Origin of the sequence: Protofrankia coriariae, from assembly GCF_001017755.1 — a bacterium.
GTDB classification, from domain to species: Bacteria; Actinomycetota; Actinomycetes; order Frankiales; family Frankiaceae; genus Protofrankia; species Protofrankia coriariae.
This window is the reverse complement of sequence record NZ_JWIO01000014.1, coordinates 1-19,778: the sequence shown is the minus strand read 5'-3', so window position 1 is coordinate 19,778 and position 19,778 is coordinate 1. Positions and strand designations below refer to the sequence as shown.

At 71.7% G+C, this 19,778-nt stretch carries 13 protein-coding genes and 2 pseudogenes; 7 read left to right on the top strand and 8 right to left on the bottom strand.

Annotated elements, in window-relative coordinates; genetic code table 11:
- Positions 1–134, top strand: a pseudogene (locus FrCorBMG51_RS30995) (adenine phosphoribosyltransferase); the annotation flags it as partial.
- 170 nt (positions 135–304) lie between these two features.
- On the opposite strand, the gene FrCorBMG51_RS10095 reads toward FrCorBMG51_RS30995, so the two are convergent.
- A complete protein-coding gene (locus FrCorBMG51_RS10095) occupies positions 305–649 on the bottom strand; it encodes a hypothetical protein (RefSeq protein WP_139342305.1) in 345 nt (114 codons plus the stop codon).
- A 367-nt stretch (positions 650–1,016) separates the two neighbouring features.
- On the opposite strand from FrCorBMG51_RS10095, the gene FrCorBMG51_RS10090 reads away from it, so the two are divergent.
- Positions 1,017–3,287 carry a RelA/SpoT family protein gene (locus FrCorBMG51_RS10090; RefSeq protein WP_047222969.1) on the top strand — a complete coding sequence of 757 codons (2,271 nt, stop codon included), beginning with the start codon at positions 1,017–1,019 and terminating at the stop codon, positions 3,285–3,287.
- A gap of 172 nt (positions 3,288–3,459) precedes the next feature.
- Positions 3,460–5,964 carry a RelA/SpoT family protein gene (locus tag FrCorBMG51_RS10085; RefSeq protein ID WP_047222828.1) on the top strand — a complete coding sequence of 835 codons (2,505 nt, stop codon included), beginning with the start codon at positions 3,460–3,462 and terminating at the stop codon, positions 5,962–5,964.
- An 84-nt stretch (positions 5,965–6,048) separates the two neighbouring features.
- Here FrCorBMG51_RS10085 and FrCorBMG51_RS10080 read toward each other — a convergent pair whose 3' ends face one another.
- Positions 6,049–7,443 (bottom strand): helix-turn-helix domain-containing protein, encoded by a 1,395-nt coding sequence (locus tag FrCorBMG51_RS10080; RefSeq protein ID WP_047222827.1) that lies wholly within the window; start codon positions 7,441–7,443, stop codon positions 6,049–6,051.
- Between the two features lie 622 nt (positions 7,444–8,065).
- Between FrCorBMG51_RS10080 and FrCorBMG51_RS10070 the strand changes: the two genes are divergently transcribed.
- The gene (locus tag FrCorBMG51_RS10070; protein WP_047222825.1) at positions 8,066–9,901 is read left to right on the top strand and encodes a DEAD/DEAH box helicase; all 1,836 of its coding nucleotides are present in this window, start codon (positions 8,066–8,068) and stop codon (positions 9,899–9,901) included.
- A 262-nt stretch (positions 9,902–10,163) separates the two neighbouring features.
- Here FrCorBMG51_RS10070 and FrCorBMG51_RS10065 read toward each other — a convergent pair whose 3' ends face one another.
- The 4 genes from FrCorBMG51_RS10065 to FrCorBMG51_RS10050 form a co-directional block, all read right to left on the bottom strand.
- On the bottom strand, positions 10,164–11,000 hold the full coding sequence (locus tag FrCorBMG51_RS10065; RefSeq protein WP_371390623.1) for a peptidylprolyl isomerase: 837 nt from the start codon (positions 10,998–11,000) through the stop codon (positions 10,164–10,166).
- A gap of 411 nt (positions 11,001–11,411) precedes the next feature.
- Entirely contained in the window at positions 11,412–11,771 is a 360-nt protein-coding gene (locus FrCorBMG51_RS10060; protein ID WP_047222823.1) for a hypothetical protein, read from the bottom strand.
- A 763-nt stretch (positions 11,772–12,534) separates the two neighbouring features.
- The gene (locus tag FrCorBMG51_RS29525) at positions 12,535–13,041 is read right to left on the bottom strand and encodes a hypothetical protein (protein WP_200902400.1); all 507 of its coding nucleotides are present in this window, start codon (positions 13,039–13,041) and stop codon (positions 12,535–12,537) included.
- Positions 13,042–13,554: 513 nt separating this feature from the next.
- Positions 13,555–13,791, bottom strand: coding sequence for a hypothetical protein (locus tag FrCorBMG51_RS10050; RefSeq protein WP_162233194.1), 237 nt, complete (start codon positions 13,789–13,791; stop codon positions 13,555–13,557).
- A gap of 387 nt (positions 13,792–14,178) precedes the next feature.
- Here FrCorBMG51_RS10050 and FrCorBMG51_RS33105 point away from each other — a divergent pair, with 387 nt between their 5' ends.
- From FrCorBMG51_RS33105 to FrCorBMG51_RS32510, 3 genes and pseudogenes are all read left to right on the top strand, one after another.
- Positions 14,179–16,935 carry a P-type ATPase actuator domain-containing protein gene (locus tag FrCorBMG51_RS33105; protein WP_476742141.1) on the top strand — a complete coding sequence of 919 codons (2,757 nt, stop codon included), beginning with the start codon at positions 14,179–14,181 and terminating at the stop codon, positions 16,933–16,935.
- Positions 16,823–18,025: pseudogene (locus FrCorBMG51_RS34580) on the top strand (HAD-IC family P-type ATPase); the annotation flags it as partial. The gene FrCorBMG51_RS33105 and the pseudogene FrCorBMG51_RS34580, both read left to right, overlap by 113 nt.
- A 121-nt stretch (positions 18,026–18,146) precedes the next feature.
- Positions 18,147–18,419: a cation transporting ATPase C-terminal domain-containing protein gene (locus FrCorBMG51_RS32510; RefSeq protein WP_268760549.1), complete on the top strand. Its 273-nt coding sequence runs from the start codon at positions 18,147–18,149 to the stop codon at positions 18,417–18,419.
- 106 nt (positions 18,420–18,525) lie between these two features.
- Here FrCorBMG51_RS32510 and FrCorBMG51_RS10040 read toward each other — a convergent pair whose 3' ends face one another.
- Positions 18,526–18,906, bottom strand: a complete 381-nt coding sequence (locus FrCorBMG51_RS10040; RefSeq protein ID WP_047222821.1) for a type II toxin-antitoxin system death-on-curing family toxin — start codon at positions 18,904–18,906, stop codon at positions 18,526–18,528.
- Positions 18,907–18,910: 4 nt separating this feature from the next.
- The gene (locus tag FrCorBMG51_RS10035) at positions 18,911–19,108 is read right to left on the bottom strand and encodes a ribbon-helix-helix protein, CopG family (protein ID WP_047222967.1); all 198 of its coding nucleotides are present in this window, start codon (positions 19,106–19,108) and stop codon (positions 18,911–18,913) included.
- Positions 19,109–19,778: the final 670 nt, after the last annotated feature.

Below are 19,778 nucleotides of genomic sequence, written 5' to 3'. Positions count from 1 at the left end.
CGGCCGCCGCGACCGAACTGGTCCGCGCGTCGGGCGCGGAGGTCGTCGGGCTCGCCGTGCTCATGGAGCTGACCTTCCTGGCCGGGCGTGACCGGCTTGCGCCGCTCGCGATATCGTCGATCATGGAAGTCTGATCGTCGGGGCCTGTTCCTCGCCGGTTCGGCGCCTCGGCCGTGGTGCTCCTGTGCGGCACTCCCGACCGTAATGATCACGATTGCGACAACCCCGGCCGTGTGACCTTTGTGTGATCCACGGGCATTGGCCGGGGTTGCGGGAGGAGGCCAACCCACGGAAGCGTTAGCCTTCAGGGGTCCGACATGAAGCAGGAGCGGCTTGTGCCCGAGGCAGCCCCGGTGACGGCTGGAGCGTCCGAGCCTGGCGCGACGACCGTTCGGGAGTCGTCCGCGGCAGGCGAATACGCTGTGCTCGCCCGCGGGGACAGCCATGGCTGCCCGCCCACCGGCGCGCCGTCGTCGGCGGCCGGGGCGGAACGTCCACCGCAGGCCATGTCGGCGGGACGCACCAGGGCGGCCGACGGCGCGCCACGGCCGGCCGACATCCCGCCGGCCGATACCTGGCCGGCTGACACCAGGCCGGCTGACACCAGGCCAACCGATGCCGGGTCGAGCGACGCCAGGCCAACCGACACCAGGCCAATCGATGCCGGGTCAACCGAAACCAGGTCGCCAGGCGACGCCCAGCCGACCAGCGTCCATCCGGATACGGTGCGGTCATCTGACGGGCAGCCGGTTTCCGCACCGCCGGCTGTTCTCCCGGCCTCACCGATTCCGCCGGCGGCCCCGGCCACCTCGGCTCCATCCGCCCGGCCCGGCACATCGGCCCCGCCGACGCGCCAGTCCGGGCTTCTTGTCGACCACGGTGAGTTCGGTCCTGGTGACGGTTCGCCGGTGGTCCCGCGCCTCGGACACGAGTCGCCGCCGTTGCCACGCCGGGTCCGCGGGCGCTTCCCCAGGCTCGCGTCGCATCGGGCGACCCCGCCGTCACTGCTGGATCCGGTGCTGCGCGGCCTGCTCGCGAACCATCCGCGGGCCGACGTCGGCCCGGTCTACCACGCCTTCGAGACCGCGGCGGGGGCGCACGCCGNGGCGGGGGCGCACGCCGGCCAGGTTCGCCTCTCCGGCCACCCCTACATCACCCATCCCGTCGCGGTCGCGAGCATCCTCGCCGATCTCGGGATGGACACGCCGACCCTGTGCGCCGCGCTCCTGCACGGCACCGTCGGCCAGGGCGGCATGACGCTCGAGCGGATCCGGGACGAGTTCGGCGACCACGTCGCGCTGGTGCTCGACGCGGTGATGAAGCTGCACCGGGTGAAGGTCGGCGAGGCCGCGCAGGCCGAGACGATCCGGCGGATGGTGGTTGCGATGGCCCGCGACCCCCGGGCCCTCGTGATCAAGCTTGCCGCCCGCCTGCACAACATGCGCACGCTGCGCTTCCTGCCCGAGCACAAGCAGGAGCGCAAGGCCCGGGAGACCCTGGAGATCTACGCTCCGCTGGCCCACCGGCTCGGGATGAACTCGCTGAAGTGGGAGCTGGAGGATCTCGCCTTCGCGACGCTCTACCCGAAGCGTTACGACGAGATCGTCCGGCTGGTGGCCGACCGCGCGCCCAGCCGGGACACCTACATCACCGCGGTGGTGACGCAGGTGCAGGCGCACCTGGCCGAGGCCAGGATCAAGGCTGTCGTCACCGGCCGGCCCAAGCACTACTACTCGATCTACCAGAAGATGGTGGTCCGCGGCCGGTCCTTCGACGACATCCACGACCTGGTCGGAATCCGGGTGCTGGTCGACTCCCTGCGGGACTGCTACGCCTCCCTGGGCACCATCCACGCGAACTGGAAGCCGATCCCGGGCCGGTTCAAGGACTACATCGCGATGCCCAAGTTCAACATGTACCAGTCGCTGCACACGACGGTGATCGGCCCCGAGGGCAAGCCCGTCGAGCTGCAGATCCGCACGCACGCGATGCACAACCGGGCCGAGTACGGGATCGCGGCGCACTGGAAGTACAAGGAGGACGGCGTCGGCGCCCGGCCCTCCGGGGAGACCAGGGCAGGCGCGTTCGGACTCGCCGACGGCGGCTCCAGAGCCGGTGCGTCCCGGGGTGGCGGCCGTTCCCGGCGGGGCTCCGCCGGGGCCGACCAGACCGCCTGGCTGCGCCAGATCCTCGACTGGCAGCGGGAGAGCGCCGAACCCGGCGAGTTCCTCGACAGCCTGCGCTTCGACCTGCACACCGACGAGGTCTTCGTGTTCACCCCCAAAGGGGACGTGATCGCGCTGCCGGAGGGGGCGACCCCGGTCGACTTCGCCTACGCCGTCCACACCGACGTGGGCAACCAGTGCGTGGGCGCGCGGGTCAACGGCCGGCTCGTCGCGCTGGACACCACGCTGGACAACGGGGACACGGTCGAGATCTTCATCTCCCGGGCGCACGCGGCGGGCCCGAGCGAGGACTGGCTGACCTTCGTCCGGTCGTCCCGGGCCCGTACGAAGATCCGCCAGTGGCACGCGCGGGAGCGGCGGGAGGACGCCATTGTCGCCGGCCGGGACGCGATCGCCCGGATGATGCGCCGCCACGGCCTGCCGCTGACCCGCCTGATGAGCGGCGACATGCTGCCCAGCCTGGCCAGGGACCTGCGCTACCCGGACGTCTCCGCGCTGTATGCCGCGATCGGTGAGAAGAACATCAGCGCCCAGCACGTGGTGGGCCGCCTGCTGGCCGCGCTGGGCGGCCCGGAGGGCGCGGCCGAGGACGTCGCCGAGACCGCGCTGCCCACCCGTGCCCTGCAACGCACAGCCGGCGATCCGGGGGTGGTCATCAACGGCGCCGAGGACGTGTGGTCGAAGCTCGCCCGCTGCTGCACACCCATGCCCGGAGACCCGATCGTCGGATTCGTCACCCGGGGGAAGGGCGTCTCGGTCCACCGCCAGGACTGCCCGAATCTGGCTACTTTGTGTAATAGTTCTCGTGACCGGACGGTGCCGGTCGAGTGGGCCGCGTCCTCGGGGTCGGTGTTCCTCGTCGTCATCCAGGTCGAGGCGACCGACCGCGCTCGTCTGCTCTCCGACGTCACCCGGGTGTTGACCAACCACCACGTCAACATCCTCTCGGCGTCGGTGACGACGACCAAGGACCAGCGCGCGGTCAGCCGGTTCACCTTCGAGATGGGGGACGCCAAGCATCTCGGCCACATCCGGGACGCCGTGCGCTCGATCGACGGTGTGCACGACTGTTACCGGATCGCCTCCGGGGCGAGGTGTTGACCATGCTGGTGCTGTGGGGGGATCCGGCGGTTTCCAGTGGGAGGGGCCGCCGGCCGGGTCCGCGTCGTCGATGTTGCCGCGGCGGGAGACCGTCACCGGCGGGCGGCGGGGGCACGGAGCTGTTCCGTGCCGGGACGTACCGACGCACCGGGACGTATCGAGGGGGAGCACTGTGGACGCTGAGATCGTAGGTGCCGGGATGCAGGGCGCGGCGCTGCCCGCGCGAGTGGACCGATCCAGCGGGGGGCAGGTCGGCGGTGGGGATGACGCCTCGCGGACCCTCGCGGCCGCCTGGCTGGCTGGCAGCCGGCTGGCCCACCTCGCCCGCCGGGTGGCCGCGGCCCGAAGTTCACCACCAGGGCCACCTGTGCCACCCGTACTACGGGGGATCATCGACCGGCACTGTCAGCATCATCCCAAGGCCGACATCGCTCTCATCGTCCGCGCCTACGATGTCGCCAACCGTCAGCACGCCGGTCAGATGCGGCACAGCGGTGATCCGTACATCACCCATCCGCTGGCGGTCACCGACATCCTCGCCGAACTCGGGGTGGACACCACCACGGTCGTCGCGGCCCTCCTACACGACACGGTCGAGGACACCGGCTACACCCTGGAGGCCGTCACGGCGGACTTCGGCCCGGAGGTCGCCAACCTCGTCGACGGGGTGACCAAGCTCGACAAGATGCGTTTCGGGGACGCGGCCGAGGCCGAAACACTGCGGAAACTGATCGTCGCACTGGCCAGGGACTACCGGGTCCTGCTCATCAAGATCGCCGACCGGCTGCACAACATGCGGACCCTCGGCTTCAAGTCCCCATCCAAGCAGGCGCGCATCGCCCGGGTGACGCTGGAGATCCTCGCGCCGCTGGCGCACCGGCTCGGCGTGAACGTCATCAAGCGGGAGCTGGAGGATCGGGCGTTCGCCGTCCTGCACCCCGACGAGTACACGCGGATCCAGGCGGTGGTCGACACCTTCACGGCCGCGGAACGCGAGTCCGGCCAGCTTGCCTCGGTCGTCGACAAGCTCGCCAGCGGCCTGGCCGAGGCGCGCATCGACGCCAGGGTCTCGGCCCGTACCAGCCATCTCTTCTCGATCTACAAGCGGGCCCAGGAGCGCGGCTTCGAGGCGCGGGACCACAACGACATCGTCCGCGTGCTGATCCTCGTCGATTCGATCACTGACTGTTATGAGGCGCTCGGGGAAGTGCACGCCCTGTGGCGACCGGCGCCGGGACGGCTGCGCGACTTCGTGGCCACACCCAAGTTCAACATGTACCAGTCGCTGCACACCACCGTCATGGACCCGGCCGGTAAGCCCGTCGACATCCAGATCCGCACGGACGCGATGCACCGGCTCGCCGAGACCGGGATCATCGCCCGGCCGATCGGGCCGTCCGCGGACGGCGCCCGGCTGGAGGGCCTGGCCTGGCTGCACAGCCTGCTCGACTGGGAGGGCGACGCCAAGGATCCCGGTGAGTTCCTGGAGTCGCTGTCGGCGGACCTCGACTCCGACGAGGTACTGATCTTCACTCCCAAGGGGCGGATCATCGCGCTGCCGGCGAGGTCCACGCCGGTCGACCTCGCCTACGCCGTCCACACCGAACTCGGGCACCGGGCCATCGGGGCGCGGGTCAACGGCCGGCTGGTCCCGCTGCACACCCGGCTGCGCAACGGCGACGTGGTGGAGATCCTGCGTTCGGGGCTGCCGGACGCAGGCCCATCCGAGGACTGGTTGGGTTTCGTCAAGACCTCCCGGGCCCGGGTACGGATCCGTCGTGGGCTGACCAGGCAGCGACGGGAGACCACCGGCCAGCAGTCGGATCCCGAACACCCTGCTGATCGGCAGCCGGCACACCCGGATACCCGCCATGACGATACCCGGGATCCAGGCCCGCTCCGCCCCGGCCGTCAACATCTGAACACCGGCGGCGGCATCGGTGCCGACACCGACAGTGGCACCGGCACCGATACCGGCGTCGATACCGTCCCGGAGGCCTCCGAGCGGCACTCGGACACGGCCCCGCGGCCCGTAGCTGTCGGCGGCCCCGCCACCTCACCGTCCCCGGCGGGCCTGGTGAGTCCGCCCGCTCTGCCGGCCACGCCTGTTCCGGCCGCCCTGCCTGTCGCGTCGGCCGCGCGGACGCAGGCACCGGCGCTGAGGGAGCAGGCCCACAGCAGGCGGAGCCGGCGGCGGTCACGGGACACGGACGAGGCCCTCACCTGGGCGGGGACGGCCGCCATCGACGGCCGCAGCGGCGTCCCGGTCCGTCCCGCCCGCTGCTGTCTTCCCCTGCCCGGGGACGACGTCGTCGGGTTCACCAACACGCACAGCCTCGCCGTGTCCGTGCACCGGTCGCAGTGCGTGAACGCCGCAAGCGACCGACATCGGGTCGCGGTGACCTCCTGGCTCCCATCGGCGGAGGGCACGTTCCCCGCCGAGATCGCGGTCGAGGCGTTCGACCGCCACGGGCTGCTCGCGGACATCACCGAGATGCTGTCGGACGTGTCGGCCACGGTCCGTTCCGCCTCCTCGATCACCTCTGAGGACCGGGTGGCCCGGGCCCGCTTCACCGTGGAGGTCGCCGGCCCGGCACAGCTGGACGCGCTGCTCGCGGCCGTACGGACGGTCGGCGGCGTCTACGACTGCTACCGCGCCGGCACCAGGCCGGGTTGATCCTGTTCGTCCCGCGCGCTACCTGCGCGCCATCCGCGTGTCGCCGGTGGCCGGTGGGAGCCCGTTCCCGCCGGCCACCGGCGTTCAGATCAGAACCCGCAGCTGTTCGTCGAGGTCACGCACTGCCTGGACGTCACGCCAGGGCGACAGATGATCACGGATGTGCAGGACGCGGGTCAGGCCGAGCGAGAAGTCCGTCTGCGCCACGATCGCCAGGGCGTCGGCGGCGAACTGGCAGGCCTGTTCGATCTCCCGTTGCTGAATGTGCACCTCGGCGACGGCGCCCAGCAGCAGGGAACGCTTCTTGGTGGTGGTGGGGCTGGTCGTACGCAGCCCCTCGAAGGCGGTCGCGCGGGCCGCGTCCGGACGGCGCAGCCGGGTGAAGGTGGTGACCTTCATCCCGTCGAGACGGGAACGGTCGAAGAACTGCGTCCACACCCGGTCGTCGGCCGGGGTGGCCTGGCCGAAGGCGTCGGTGGCGCGGTCGAGCGCGCGCAGCGCCGCGTCGCTGTCCCCCTGGTGGGCCTGTTCCTCCGCCTCCCGGGCGGCCAGCCAGGCGCAGGTCATCGGGCTGCCGCCGCGCTCGGCGTGACGCTGGGCCTCGGCCAGCAGCGCACAGGCCTTGTCCGGCCGTCCGTTCATGCTCGGCTGGAAGCTCTCATAGCCGAGCACGCATGCCAGCAGGGCGTCGTCGCCGGCCTCCTGGGCGGCCTCGGCCGCGACGTGGTAATAGGCGCGGGCGTGGGCACTGTTGCGCATGTCGAAGGCGAGCCAGCCGGCCAGCGCGGCGGTCTCACCGGCAGTGACAGCCAGCGCCCGGCGCACCGCCGAGCGCGGTGCGGCCTCCAGGAGACGGCTGAGGGCGGCCAGATGCGCGGTCACCCGTTCTATCAGCCGATGGGCCGGCACCCGCTCCTCCAGCCCGAACAGGCCGGCGGTGCGGGCGGAGAGACTGTCGACGACCGACGGAGTGGCCACGGCCTGCTGCCGCAACGCCGCGGAAAGCCGCTCCCATGGCGGCCGGGCGCCGGGTGATGCCGTCGTGGCATCCTCGGCCGCCGCGACCAGCCGGAGAAAGGGGCGCTGTTCCGCCCCCGGCCGTGACGGCCCGGACGCATGTTCCGGCCTGGGTCCGGCCGCGATGTCACCGACAGTACCGACGATATTGGTAGCGCCAGTAGCGCCGGCGGTGTCGTTCTCGATGAACCCGAGCTCCCCGGATGTTCGCTGAAAGAGAGCTCCCAGAAGCCGTTGGTAACGAAGACTTGGCTTCTTGTCGCCTTTCTCCCACTTGCAGATCATGTTGCCGGTGACCCCGGCCTCACGTCCTTCGCGGCTGACGGCGAAGCCGCGCAGCTCCATGGCCAGTTGTTCCTGCGACCAGCCCCGTTCCTCCCGGCAGTTTCGCAGCCGGATGTTGGGGGTGCGTGCGGGTGGTCGGGAAACGGCAGTCGTAAGGGCCCTGCTCGCCGGAGTCATCGTCTGCCTTTCCTTGTCCGCCAACTCCCGTATAGCCCCCCGGTAAAAGAGTTTATCCATGGCCTTATGTCCGCGGGGTGGCCGCCCTCCCACCGTCCGTGGTGGTCACCGGCGGCGGCCCCGCTGCCGGGCGTCGCCGTCCGTTGCGTCGTCGTGATCTGGTTGTCCAGCGGCCGGACGGCGGCACCACGTCGTTCCGTCGTCCGGACGGCGGCCTTTGCGTGGGCGACGGCTCCTCTCCGACGGCCCGGCCCGTGCGTTTCGGAATTATTTCCCGGTGGTTTTGTCGTCGGCGGCACAGTTGGCGGCACAGCTGGCGACATGGTTGATGGCACGGTTGATGGCATGCCAGTGCTCCGACGGCCGCCGTTTACTGAATGTGTGCGGATGCCGGAGCGCGGGGATGACGGAGAGCGGACGCCGGAGAACAGCGTCCGGCCGCCCGTCGGCGCGCACCGGGGAAGCACACCGGCCGGCACCGGTACACAGGTATGTGGATTCCGGCACATTCGGTGATGTCGGATGTTGCCAGCGGTGCCCGTCGGCGGGAAGCGGATGGCCCTGAGCGCGCTCGGTGAGATCCGGTGACGGCCCGCGGCAGGCAGCCCGTAGAGTCTGTCCTGTGAGTGCAGGCCCTTTCGATGACGCTTCACCGCCCCCGGCGAATCGCCGTCCGTTACGAGCCTGGCAGGAGGCTGCCCTTGCGATCTACCGGGCCCGGGCGGGCTCCGGCGCACGCGACTTCCTGGCCGTCGCCACCCCGGGCGCGGGCAAGACGACCTTCGCGCTGCGCGTCGCGTCCGACCTGCTACGCGACGGCGTGGTGCGTGCGATCACAGTGGTGGCGCCGACCGAGCACCTGAAACGGCAGTGGGCCGACGCGGCGGCGGAGGTGGGTATCTCCCTCGACCCGGCCTTCCGCAACACCGCCGGGGCCACCTCCTCGGACTACACCGGCGTGGTGCTCACCTACGCCCAGGTGGCGGCGCACCCCGCGCTGCACCGGCTGCGCTGCGAACGCCGTCGCACTCTGGTGATCCTCGACGAGATCCACCATGCCGGCGATGCCCTGTCCTGGGGTGACGCCGTCCGGGAGGCGTTCACCCCCGCGATCCGGCGCCTCGCGCTCACCGGCACCCCCTTCCGGTCGGACGTCAACCCGATCCCGTTCGTCACCTACCTGCCCGGGCCGGACGGTGTGACGCGCAGCGTCGCCGACTCCTCCTACGGCTACGCCGACGCGCTGCGTGACGGAGTGGTGCGTCCGGTGCTGTTCCTGGCCTACTCCGGGGAGATGACCTGGCGGACGAGCGCCGGGCACGAGCTGTCCGCCCGGCTCGGCGAGCCGCTGAACAACGAGCAGACCGCCGCGGCGTGGCGCACCGCGCTCGACGTCCGCGGCAACTGGATCCCCGCCGTCCTCGCAGCCGCGGACACCCGGCTGTCCCAGATTCAGGCCGGCGGGATGGCGGACGCCGGCGGGCTGGTGATCGCCAGCGACCATGCCAGCGCCCGCGCCTACGCGGGGATCCTGCGCCGGGTCAGCGGCACCGAGCCGGTGGTGGTGCTCTCCGACGACCCCTCCGCCAGCTCGAAGATCGCGAATTTTCGGGAGTCGCGGCAACGGTGGATGGTCGCCGTCCGGATGGTCAGCGAAGGCGTGGACGTCCCGCGCCTGGCCGTCGGGGTCTACGCCACCTCCGTGGCCACGCCGCTGTTCTTCGCCCAGGCCGTCGGCCGGTTCGTCCGCGGCCGGGGCCGGGCGGAAACCGCATCCGTCTTCCTGCCCAGCGTCCCGACGCTGCTCGCGCTCGCCGGCGAGATGGAGGTCCAGCGTGACCACGCGCTGGACAAGCCCCTGCGTGAACCGGATGCCTTCGACGACGCCGCGCTGCGCGAGGCCAACCGGCGCCGGGACGTCCCCGACCTGCCCGAGCGGTCCTTCACCGCGCTGGGTTCCTCGGCACATCTCGACCGGGTCATCTTCGACGGTGGCGAGTTCGGCACCCAGGCGGCCGCCGGCTCCGCCGAGGAGGAGGACTTCCTGGGGCTGCCCGGCCTGCTCGAACCCGACCAGGTCGCCGTCCTGCTCAAACAACGGGAGGCCGCCCAGCTCGCCGCCCGGCGCCGGCAGGAGCGCACCGAGGCCCGCCAGGACCCCACCGGCCGCGCCGCCCGGGGCGCCTTCGGGCAGACGGTCCCGGCGGCCCGCGCCGCCGAGGCGGACGGCCCGGACGCACAGGCCACGGACAACCGTCCGACCCACGAGGTGATCGCCGAACTCCGCCGGGAGCTCAACCGGCTGGTCGCGGCCCACCACCACCGCACCGGCCGCCCGCACGGGGCGATCCACGGCGAACTGCGACGGACCTGCGGCGGCCCGGCAACCGCCCAGGCCACCGCCGCTCAGCTACGCGCCCGCATCGACGCCGTCCGCCGCTGGACTCTCCCCGAATAGCGGCCTTTCCCCAAATAGTGGCTTTCACCACTATTTGGGGGCCCCTGGCGGAGGGGTTGGCCGTTACGTGGGCTTATCGATCATCTGATGATGATCGATAAGGGGAAGGGGGGTGCGTCGGGGCTTTTGCCGGTGATTGGGGGGTTTGGGGTGTCAACGATGTGAATGCGCTGCTGTCATAGCAGCAGTGGATTCACATCCTTGGCGGCTGCTGAGGGTGGGTGGGGCTTGTCGTGAGGGTGGGTGGGGAGGTTTTTGGGGGTCAGGTGCCCTGGGTGATGGTGAGGGTGAGGATCTGGGGCTTGCTCGCGGGGGCGCCGTCGGGGGCGCCGCCTTCGACTCCGGGGGTGGTGAGGGCGTTGAGGACGGACAGGCCCTCGGTCACCTTCCCGACGACCGTGTAGTTGGTGGCCAGTGCCTGCACGCCGTCCTCGTTCGGGTCCTGGTAGTTGATGAAGAACTGGCTGCCGTTGGTGCCGGGGCCCGCGTTGGCCATGGCGATGACGCCGCGGGTGTACCTGGCGCCGTCGGTGTTCTCGTTGGCGTAGGCGAAGCCCGGGCCGCCCATACCGGTGCCGTCCGGGTCCCCGCACTGGAGCACGAAGATGTTCTGGGTGGTTTCGCGGTGGCAGGTGGTGTTGTCGAAGTACTTGGCGTTCGCCATCGTGAGCAGGGCGTGGACGGTGCAGGGCGCCTTTTCCGCGTCCAGCGCGGCCCTGATCGTCCCCTTGTTCGTGTTGATGGTCATCGTGGCGGGGGAGTGGTCCACCGTGTCGGCTGCCGCGGGCAGGCTGAGCGGTCTGGACGGTTTCTGCCCGTCCGAGGTGTAGGTGCAGGGGCCGACCTGTGTCGTGACGGCCGGGGCCGCCGCGGATGGCTCCGTCGCGGGCGATGTCGCCGAAGGCGACAGGGATGCGGTGTCGTCGTCGCCGGTGACCAGCAGTGCCGCGGTGATACCGCCGGTCAGCAGGATCAGGGCGCCCACGCAGACGGCCGCTGTTACCCTGCGCTGTCGACGCCGTGAGGCGGCCCGGCGTGCGGCCTGTCGGGCGGCCCTGGCCGCGGCGAGATCGCGCTGTCGGCGCGTCTTGGACGTCACCACCTGTCGGCCTCCCTGTCCATCACTGCGGATACGCGGCGTTGTTCCGCCACTGGCGAGTGCACAGTCAAGGGAAGTGTAGGTAGTCACGATCCGCCCGTTGCCGCCGCACCGGTATCGTGCCGAGTCCGGCTGTGTGAAAGCTGTGCGTAACCTTCAGATGGTGTTAACTGTCACGATCCCGCTACTGGCCCGATCCAGAGCGCAACCGTCCTGATCACGGTCGCCGCACCGCCGTGGCACCATGCCACCGCGACGCTGTCGCACTGCCACGGGCGGATCAGGGACGGTGACCGAGACCGTTCTCGCGTCACCATGGCGCCGTCGCGCCCCACACCTGATCTGGTGATCTGTCCTGTCCTCGCGGGGACGCCGCCGCGCGTGAGGCGTTCGGTGCTGGGGCCGACCGGGTCAGCGGGTCACGGTGATGCCGTCGCGCTTCCGTGGTGGCCGTACCGTGCGCTGTCGCTGGGGCCGTTCGGGTCGGCGCGGTGTGTCCGTCGTGGCTTCCGCCGTCGGAGTTCGGGGGATGTCCGACGGGACGTCCGACCTGTTGGTCAGACGTGTGGCGGTGGCCACCGCGAGCTGTGACTCGCGTTGCGCCGCGTCAAGCAGTTCGGCCAGGTTGGTGTTGGTCGGAGTGCGCAGCGCCCTGCGGTGAAGGATCATCCGCTGTTCGGTGACAAGCAGCCAGTCCTCCAGGGCGGAGCGCCGAGGCAGCAGCACCAACCGTGCCCGTTGCGCGATTCGAGCGCGCGGCCGGTGTGTCATGGCGATCCACTTCTTCCATCCGCCTGAAATCCTGAAATATCAAGTGCTGTCGGAACAATGAAAGCAGGGAACGTACGGTCGTTGCGATGGTCGTTTCCGTGCTCGTCGTCCGTGTTCCTGTTATCGATCGTCTTCCTATTATCGATCAGGACGGGTTGGACGGCCATCCGACCGGTGAGCCAGGGACGCCGGACGGTGGCGGCATCCTGCGAATGGATTCCGCGCGTGGCCGACCGGTCCCTTCAGGTGGCGGGGTCCCGCCCGCGGGCTCTCGCTTTCCAGCTGCTCTGTTCGTCTGCGTGGCCAGGTTGTTCGCGCTGCCGGCAACCGGTAGACCAGCCGCCCTTTCCTGTGCGATACCTGTACCGCCGAAGGTGGCAACGGCGATCATTCCAAAATCATCATCTGTTGAGGAGCGCACGGTGTCGGATATTGTGCTGGCCCTGGTGGCCGAACTCGTCAGCGCGGCGGTTGTCGTGCTGGTCTCGTCGCTGTTCCGGCGGTGGCTCAGGCCAGCCATCCGTACGGCCTGAGCCCGTCGTCCACCGTCTGTCCTGGATACTTCCTGTCCGAATGGATCCTCCTGTCCGCGGGTCATCGTCTCCGCGGGTCGTCGCTGACGGCTGACAGGTGACCGGCGACGACCGGCGGCCACCGGCTCCCGAACGAAGTCGGTGGCCGCCGGCGGTCCGCCGTTTCGCGTGATCGCGGTCGGCGGTCGCGGTCGGTGGCTACCATCGGTGCGTGTCCGTTGTCCTTCGCGTCACGTTTCCTCGGTCTGGCCCGACTTCCTCGGAGCCGGAGCGGCCCCGGCGTGACTGTGCTGGGCGATGTAGGCACCGGCTCCGATCGCCGCCGCGACCGGCCATTCGACGACTTCGGTGACGGCGAGCACGCCGAGGCCCACGTAGAAGGCGGTCTGGGTTGGTGACGGCAGTCTGATCGGGCCCACTTTCATGCTTGTGCCCGGCGCGCGCGGGATCTCGATGCGGGCTGTGGCAAACGGCGTCCGCAGCGTGGCGCTGTGGGGCTTTCGCGCCTCGCTCTTCCCTTCCCCACCCACGCCCTCCGGTTCGCTTTCGCGGCCGGCCTCGCCGCGGGCCCGGCCGTTGTCGGTGGACCCGTTCGCCTGGTCGGCCCGTGACTGCTCCGATCGTTCTGTCGGGGTTCCGGTTTCGTCGCCCGCGTCCGGTCCGTCCTGGTACTTCTTCGCCCTGCCGGCTTCTTCTTTTTCTTCGTCTCGTACATGATTGTGTGTCTTGGGGGACATCGGGCCCTCCCTCCGCTACCAGGTCACCATCCCCAAAAGAAAACCCCAGGTAAACAAAAGATCTCGAGGTCGGTTCCAGAAGATTTCTCGGCGGGAACCGAGGCTGTCGGTCGACGTTTCGTCCCGTTGCGGACGTCTGGTCCATCCCGCGAGGACGGCTGCCTGCCGCGACATTCGTCCAGCGACCGTGCGTGGGTACTTCTTCCGGTTCTTCCCGTTCGCCCAGGGGCGGTGTCCGTCCGGTTGTACCTGTCCGGCGGTGTTCTTCCAGTGACGACGGGCGCGCTCTTCCGATGGCGGGCGCCGGCCGTCTGGCGGAGCGCCCGCCTGTTAGACGGTGCCGGCCACCGGGTACCGGCTGTTGAGGGGGTATCCGCGGGGCCCGAGCCGTGGGGGGACGCGGCGCCGGCCATGACGTGCGCCGTCAGGCTGTGGCCTGACGGCGTCGGCCATGAGCTGGGGGCCGGCCACGGCTGTTGCCGTCCGGGTGCCACAGCTGCCGGTGGCCGGGTGTCACAGCGGCTGGGTGTCATCGCGGCCGGTGGTCGATACCGCCCCGCCGGTGATCGACAGGATCGGTGCGATCGACGGGATCGGTGAGGAGGTCCGCCGATGCGGCTGCCGGATCCCCGCTCGGGCGCGCGACGCGTGCTGGCCGAAGGACGCCTCCTGTGCGACACGGGACTGATACTGCTGGCCGGACCGCTGCTGGAGCGGCTGGAGCCCTCCGCCGCGGACCAGCCCGATCATCGGCCTGACCAGGCCGGTCACGCCGGTCAGGCCGCCGGCCGGCTGGCTCGNNNNCCGGCCGGCTGGCTCGTCCCGGCGGCGCCCTCGGGAGCACCCGGCTCAGGGTGGCCAGCCTGCGGGTGCGCGGTGTCGGCGGGCTGTCGCACCCGTCGTGCCGGCGGCTGCTGGAACAGGAGCTGGAGCGCCGTCCCGGGGTGCGGTGGGCCCGGGTCAACGCGCCGCTGGGACGGCTCCTGGTCGGTCTGGCCGAGCCGTACCCACGGATGGGTGAGCTGGTCGTGGCCGCCGAGCGCGCCGTCCGCGTGATCCGCGGCGAGCGGGCCGAGCGGGAAGCCCGGGCCGAGCGGGCAGCCGCCGCGAATCAGACCGCCGAGGGCCGGACCGCCGATGATCAGACCGCCGATGATCAGAGCGCGGTGGACGCCGGTCCACGGCCCAGGACCGCCGACCTGCCGGATTCGGCGGCTGTGGTGCTGCGGGCGGCCGCCGCGCTCGCCGCGGACGGGATCGCCCTCACCGTGGCCTCGGTGGGCCGGGTCGCCCGCTGGACGCCGTTGCCGCTGGAGTTCGCCGCGCTGGTCACGGTCGTCGACACCCAGCCGCGGCTGCGCGCGGTCGTGGAGCGGACGATCGGGCCGCAACGGGCGGACATCGTCCTGGCGGTGGCCAACGCCGCCGCGCTGGGGCTGGCCGGCAGCTCCAGCGGTCTCGGTCTGGACGCCGTCCACCGGGCGCACGCCCTCGCCGCCGCCCGGGCCCGCCAGGGCGCCTTTGCCGCCGCCGGCGCCGAACTGCTGGGGGACCCTGACCGGGCCGGTGCCGGGCCGGTGGCTCCTGAGCGGCCTCGACCGGCTCCGGCCGGCCCGGTGGAACGCTACGCGGACGCCGCCGGGGTGGGTCTGCTGGCGCTCTTCGGTGCCACGGTCGCGCTGGCCGGTGGCCCGCGGNGCCGCCGCCGCCGCGCTGGCCATGCTCCCGCGTCCCGCCGGTCTTGGCCGGGAGGGCTTCTGCGACCAGCTCACCGTTGTGCTGGCGCGCCGGGGAGCGCAGGTGATGAACCCCGGGGCGCTGCGGCTGCTGGACCGGATCGACACGGTGGTGGTCGACTCTGACGTGCTGGTCGGCACGGCGTTCACCGTCGGTGAGGTCATCCCGCTGGCCGGTGCCGACGCGAGCGAGGTGGCCGTCCGGGCGTACGCGCTGTTCCGGCCGACCGATCCGGCGGCGACGACCGAGGCGGACGGCTGGACGCTCGCGCCGATCGAGCGGCTGGTCGGCAACGGCGGCTCGGGCGACAACGGCCCGGATAACGACGGCCCGGATGGCGACGGCCCGGGCCGGGCGCAGTGGCGGCGGCTGCGGGCGGCCGGGGTGCACACGATCCTCGGCCTCGCCCAGGGTACGGCGGTGACGGCGGTGGTGACGGCGGTGCCCGAGCGGGCCGAGGGCGCCGAGGCGCTGCTGGCCTCCTGCCGGCGCAGCGGGCTGACGGTGTGGGTGGCCGGCGGCGTGGCCTGCCCGGACGACGGCTTCGGGTTCCCGGTGATCCCGGGCGGGCACCGTCTGCCGGCCGCCGTCGGCGACCTGCGGGCGGCGGGTGCCGGGGTGCTGGTCGTCTCGCACCGGCGCCCCGCGGTGGGCGGCGCCGACTGCGGGGTCGGGGTCGACGGCCCCGACGGCGCGCCGGCCTGGGGCGCCGACGTCCTCGTCGGGACGGACCTGCCGACCGCCGCGATGATGGTGGAGGCGGCCGCCGTGGCGGCCCGGGTGAGCCGGCGCGCGGTGCGGCTCGCCCGGATCGGTTCCGGCGCCGGCGCGCTGGTCGCGCTGACCAGTACCGGCCCACGGCTGCTTTCCCGGGCGATGCTCATGGTGAACGGTGCCGGTGCCCTCGCGTTCGGTGACGGCGTCTGGGCGGCTCGCGAGCTCGACCGGCGCCCACCGCCGCCGAGCATCCCGCGCACGCCCTGGCATGTGCTCTCGACGCGGCGTGTCCTGGCCGGGCTGGGCAGCTCCGCGGACGGTCTGACCAGCGCGCAGGTCGCGTCGCGGCGGGCGGACGACGTCCCTGGGGGCACGGGGGCTCCTGGCCTGTTCGCCGCGCTCGCCCGGGAGCTGGCAAGCCCCCTGACCCCGGTCCTGCTGGGCGGGGCGGCGCTGTCGGCCGCCAGCGGCTCGGTGCTGGACGCAGGCCTGGTGGTCAGCGTGGCCGTCATGTCGGCGCTGGTGGGCGCGGTGCAGCAGCGGCGGGCTGATCGCGCGCTGGCCCGGCTGTTCGCCCGGTCCGCGCTGCGGGCCCGGGCGCGCCGGGACGGTGCCGACGTCGAGCTCACCGCGCGGGAACTGGTCCCCGGCGACGTGATCTCGATCGGGCCGGGGGACGTCGTCCCCGCCGATGCCCGGCTGCTGTCGGCGACCAGCCTGGAGGTCGACGAGTCGTCGCTGACCGGGGAGTCCCTGCCGGTGACGAAGTCGTCGCGTCCGGTCGCCGCCAGCTATGTCGCGGAGCGCTCCTCGATGGTGTACGAGGGAACCACCGTGGTCGCGGGCGCCGCGACGGCCGCCGTCGTGGCGACGGGCCCGGCCACCGAGGCGGGCCGTGGCATGGCCGCGGCCGCCGGCCCGGCCAAGGCTGTCGGTGTCGAGGCCCGGCTGGCCGCGATCACCGAGTTCACCGCGCCGGTGGTGCTCGGCGCGGCCGCGGTCCTGCTCGCCTCCGGGCTCGTTCGCGGCCGGCCCGCCGGNCCGGCCCGCCGGCGACACGCTGAGCGCGGGTGTGGCGCTCGCCGTCGCCGCGGTGCCCGAGGGCCTGCCGTTCCTGGCCACGGCCGCGCAGCTGTCCGCGGCCCGGCGGCTGTCCGGCCGCGGCGCGCTGGTGCGCAACCCGCGGACCATCGAAACGCTCGGACGGGTGGACGTGCTGTGCTTCGACAAGACCGGCACGCTCACCAGAGGCAAGATCCGTCTGGGCATGGTGTCGGACGGCACCCGTGCCGTCGCCGTCGGCGAGCTGACGGAGCGGCAGCGCCAGGTGGTCGCCGCCGGTCTGCGCGCCACCCCGGTGCGGGTCAACGGGCGCAAGTTGTCCCATCCCACCGACCGGGCGGTGACCAAGGGCGCGGCCGCCACGGACATCCACCGTGACCACGGCCTGGGCTCCTGGTCGGAGCTGGCCTCGCTGCCGTTCGAGCCGGGCCGCTCCTACCATGCCTCCCTCGGGGCCTCCCGAGGGACGCCCCGAGGGACGCTCCAAGAGACGTCCCGAAGGACGTCCGCCGGGGACGCCGGCGACACCGTGCTGCTCAGCGTCAAGGGCGCGCCCGAGACGCTGCTGCCCCGGTGCGCCCGCTGGCGGACCGCCCGGGGCGACGTGCCGCTGGACGGGCGTGGCCGGGCGGGCCTGGCCCGCGAGCACGTCGCGCTGGGCCGGCGGGGATACCGGGTGCTCGCCGTCGCCGAACGCGCGATGCCCGACCACAGCCGGCAGGTGTCGGACGACGATCTTGATGATCTCGCCTTCCTGGGTTTCCTCGGCCTGTCGGATCCGGTCCGCTCCGGTGCCGGGCCGTCCCTGGTCCAGCTGCACGACGCCGGCGTACAGTCCGTGATGATCACAGGTGATCATCCGGCTACCGCGCAGACGATCGCCACCGAGCTGGGGCTCCTCGACGGCGGCCGGGTGGTGACCGGCATGGAGATCGACGCGCTGGATGACGACGCGCTCGACGCGCTGCTGCCCGAGGTGACGGTGGTCGCCCGCGGCACCCCGGCGCACAAGGTCCGCGTGGTGGAGTCGTACCAGCGGCTGGGCAAGGTGGTCGCGATGACCGGCGACGGCGCCAACGACGCGCCTGCGATCCGGCTCGCCGACGTGGGGATCGCGCTGGGCGGACGGGGTACCCCCGCCGCCCGGGCCGCCGCCGACGTGGTGGTCGTCGACGACCGGCTGGAGACGATCATCGACGTCCTGGTCGAGGGCCGGTCGATGTGGGCCTCGGTGCGCCAGGCGCTGGGCATCTTCGTGGGCGGCAACCTCGGCGAGATTGCCTTCACCCTCCTCGGCGCGCTCGCCACCGGCACCTCCCCGCTGTCGGCCCGGCAGCTGCTGCTGGTCAACCTGCTCACCGACCTCGCACCCGGGCTCGCCATCGCCCTGCGCCAGCCGGATCCCGGCCGGGCCGGCGAGCTGCTCGGGGAGGGACCGGAGAGATCGCTGGGCCGCGCGCTGCTCCGGGAGGTCGCGGTGCGCGCGGTGGCGACCACCGCGGCCGCCACCGGCGCGTGGATCGTCGCCCGTCCCACCGGCCGGCGCCGGCACGNCCGGCCGGCGCCGGCACGCCGACACCGTCGGGCTGGTGGCGCTGGTCGGGGCGCAGCTTGGCCAGACGCTGCTCGTCGGCGGGCGTTCCCGGTCGGTGCTGCTGAGCAGCCTGGGGTCGGTGGCGGCGCTGGTTATGGTCGTCCAGACGCCCGGGCTGAGCCGGTTCTTCGGCTGCACCCCGCTCGGACCCTCCGGCTGGGCCGTCGCCATCGGCGCCTCGGCCGCCGGAACACTGCTCTCGATGACGCTGGAGCCGCTCGCAGCCCGTTTCGTCCCTCCCGAGGGCCCATCCCTCCCGACGGGCTGAACGTTCCTCCCAACAGGTTGGACGGCCCGCCCGGCGTTGAAAACCGTTGCCGGGGATGACACGCCCCCTCTTGAGACTGCCGGCACGCGGACGGCAGACCCTGGGCTCACCGGCGGGGCTGGTTCGCCTTCGCGAGGATCTCGGTGATCTCTTCGACGGAGTCGTGTGTGCCGGCCGCGACGCTGATCACGAGATCGTAGGCGTCCTCGTTGGTCAGGGTCAGGCGGCGGCCGTTCAGGCCGTAGAAGGCGATCAGGGCGGCGAGGGCGAGGCGCTTGTTCCCGTCGACGAGGGCGTGGTTGCGGGCGAGCGAGTGCAGGAGCGCGGCGGCCTTGCCGTCGAGAGTGGGGTAGGCATCCTGCCCGAACACCGTCGCCTGCGGGCGGGCGAGCGCGGACGCGAGCAGGCCGTGGTCTCTGACCAGGGGTTCCGCTCCGAGGGCCCGTTCGGCGATGTGTAGCAGTTCGGGAAGCGTCAGATAGATCAACAGATCATTCGCCGAGCCGGCGGAGTGCCTCGGCGTACCGCGGGAGTTCCTCGTCCAGGACCTGGTCCAGCAGCTCCGCGCGGCTGTGCGCCTCGATGTACTCCCGGATCGCCTGCCGGGCGATCTCCTGCATCGACCGCTGCTCCAGCTCGGCCCGAAGCCGCAGGGCCTCCGTCTCGTCGTCCGCCAATCGCAGTGTCATCGCCACGAGAAAAACGGTATCACCTCTGATACCACCAACTGCCCTCCGTCGCAGGCCGGAACCAGCGGACCTCCAACTCATGCGGGCCCGCGCCGACTCCGTCGCCACCGTGAGGGGTTCCTTCATAGCGAGGGGCATCTGACGCTGCGGGGTGGCGACCAGTCAGCGAAAGCACGCCGGCTTCCATTCCACATAGGAAGATCCATCGCAGGTTGGTCGTTATGATCATTTGCGTATGAAAACGTCCATGATCCTGCTCTGCTCCGACGCGTCATCGGCGGCCTGCGCGCGCTTGACGACTGGACAAGAAGAGCAGCATCTGATCGTACCGACACCCATGTCCGGTGAGATGTCAGTTGGTGGCGCTCGGGGTCAGGCGGCCCGCAAAGAGGATCGCCTGGCGTCAGCGTTTCCGGGTGAGATCGTCGTTGACGAGGGCGTCATGTGAATGTCGCTCTTTGTTACAGATCGACCGGTTCAAACCGCTGCGCGGGTGACTTTCGTCGACCTAAGCTCGATTCGATGGTGTGGAGCGCGGGGCGCGACGGCCCCGATGGGGGCCGGCATCGATCGCCGTGGAGGCGGTCGGGCCGGATTCTTCCCGTTCGATGGGGGCGCCTTGTGGCGCTGACACTGGCGTTGGCGATCGCGGCCGGGCTGGGCGTGTGGC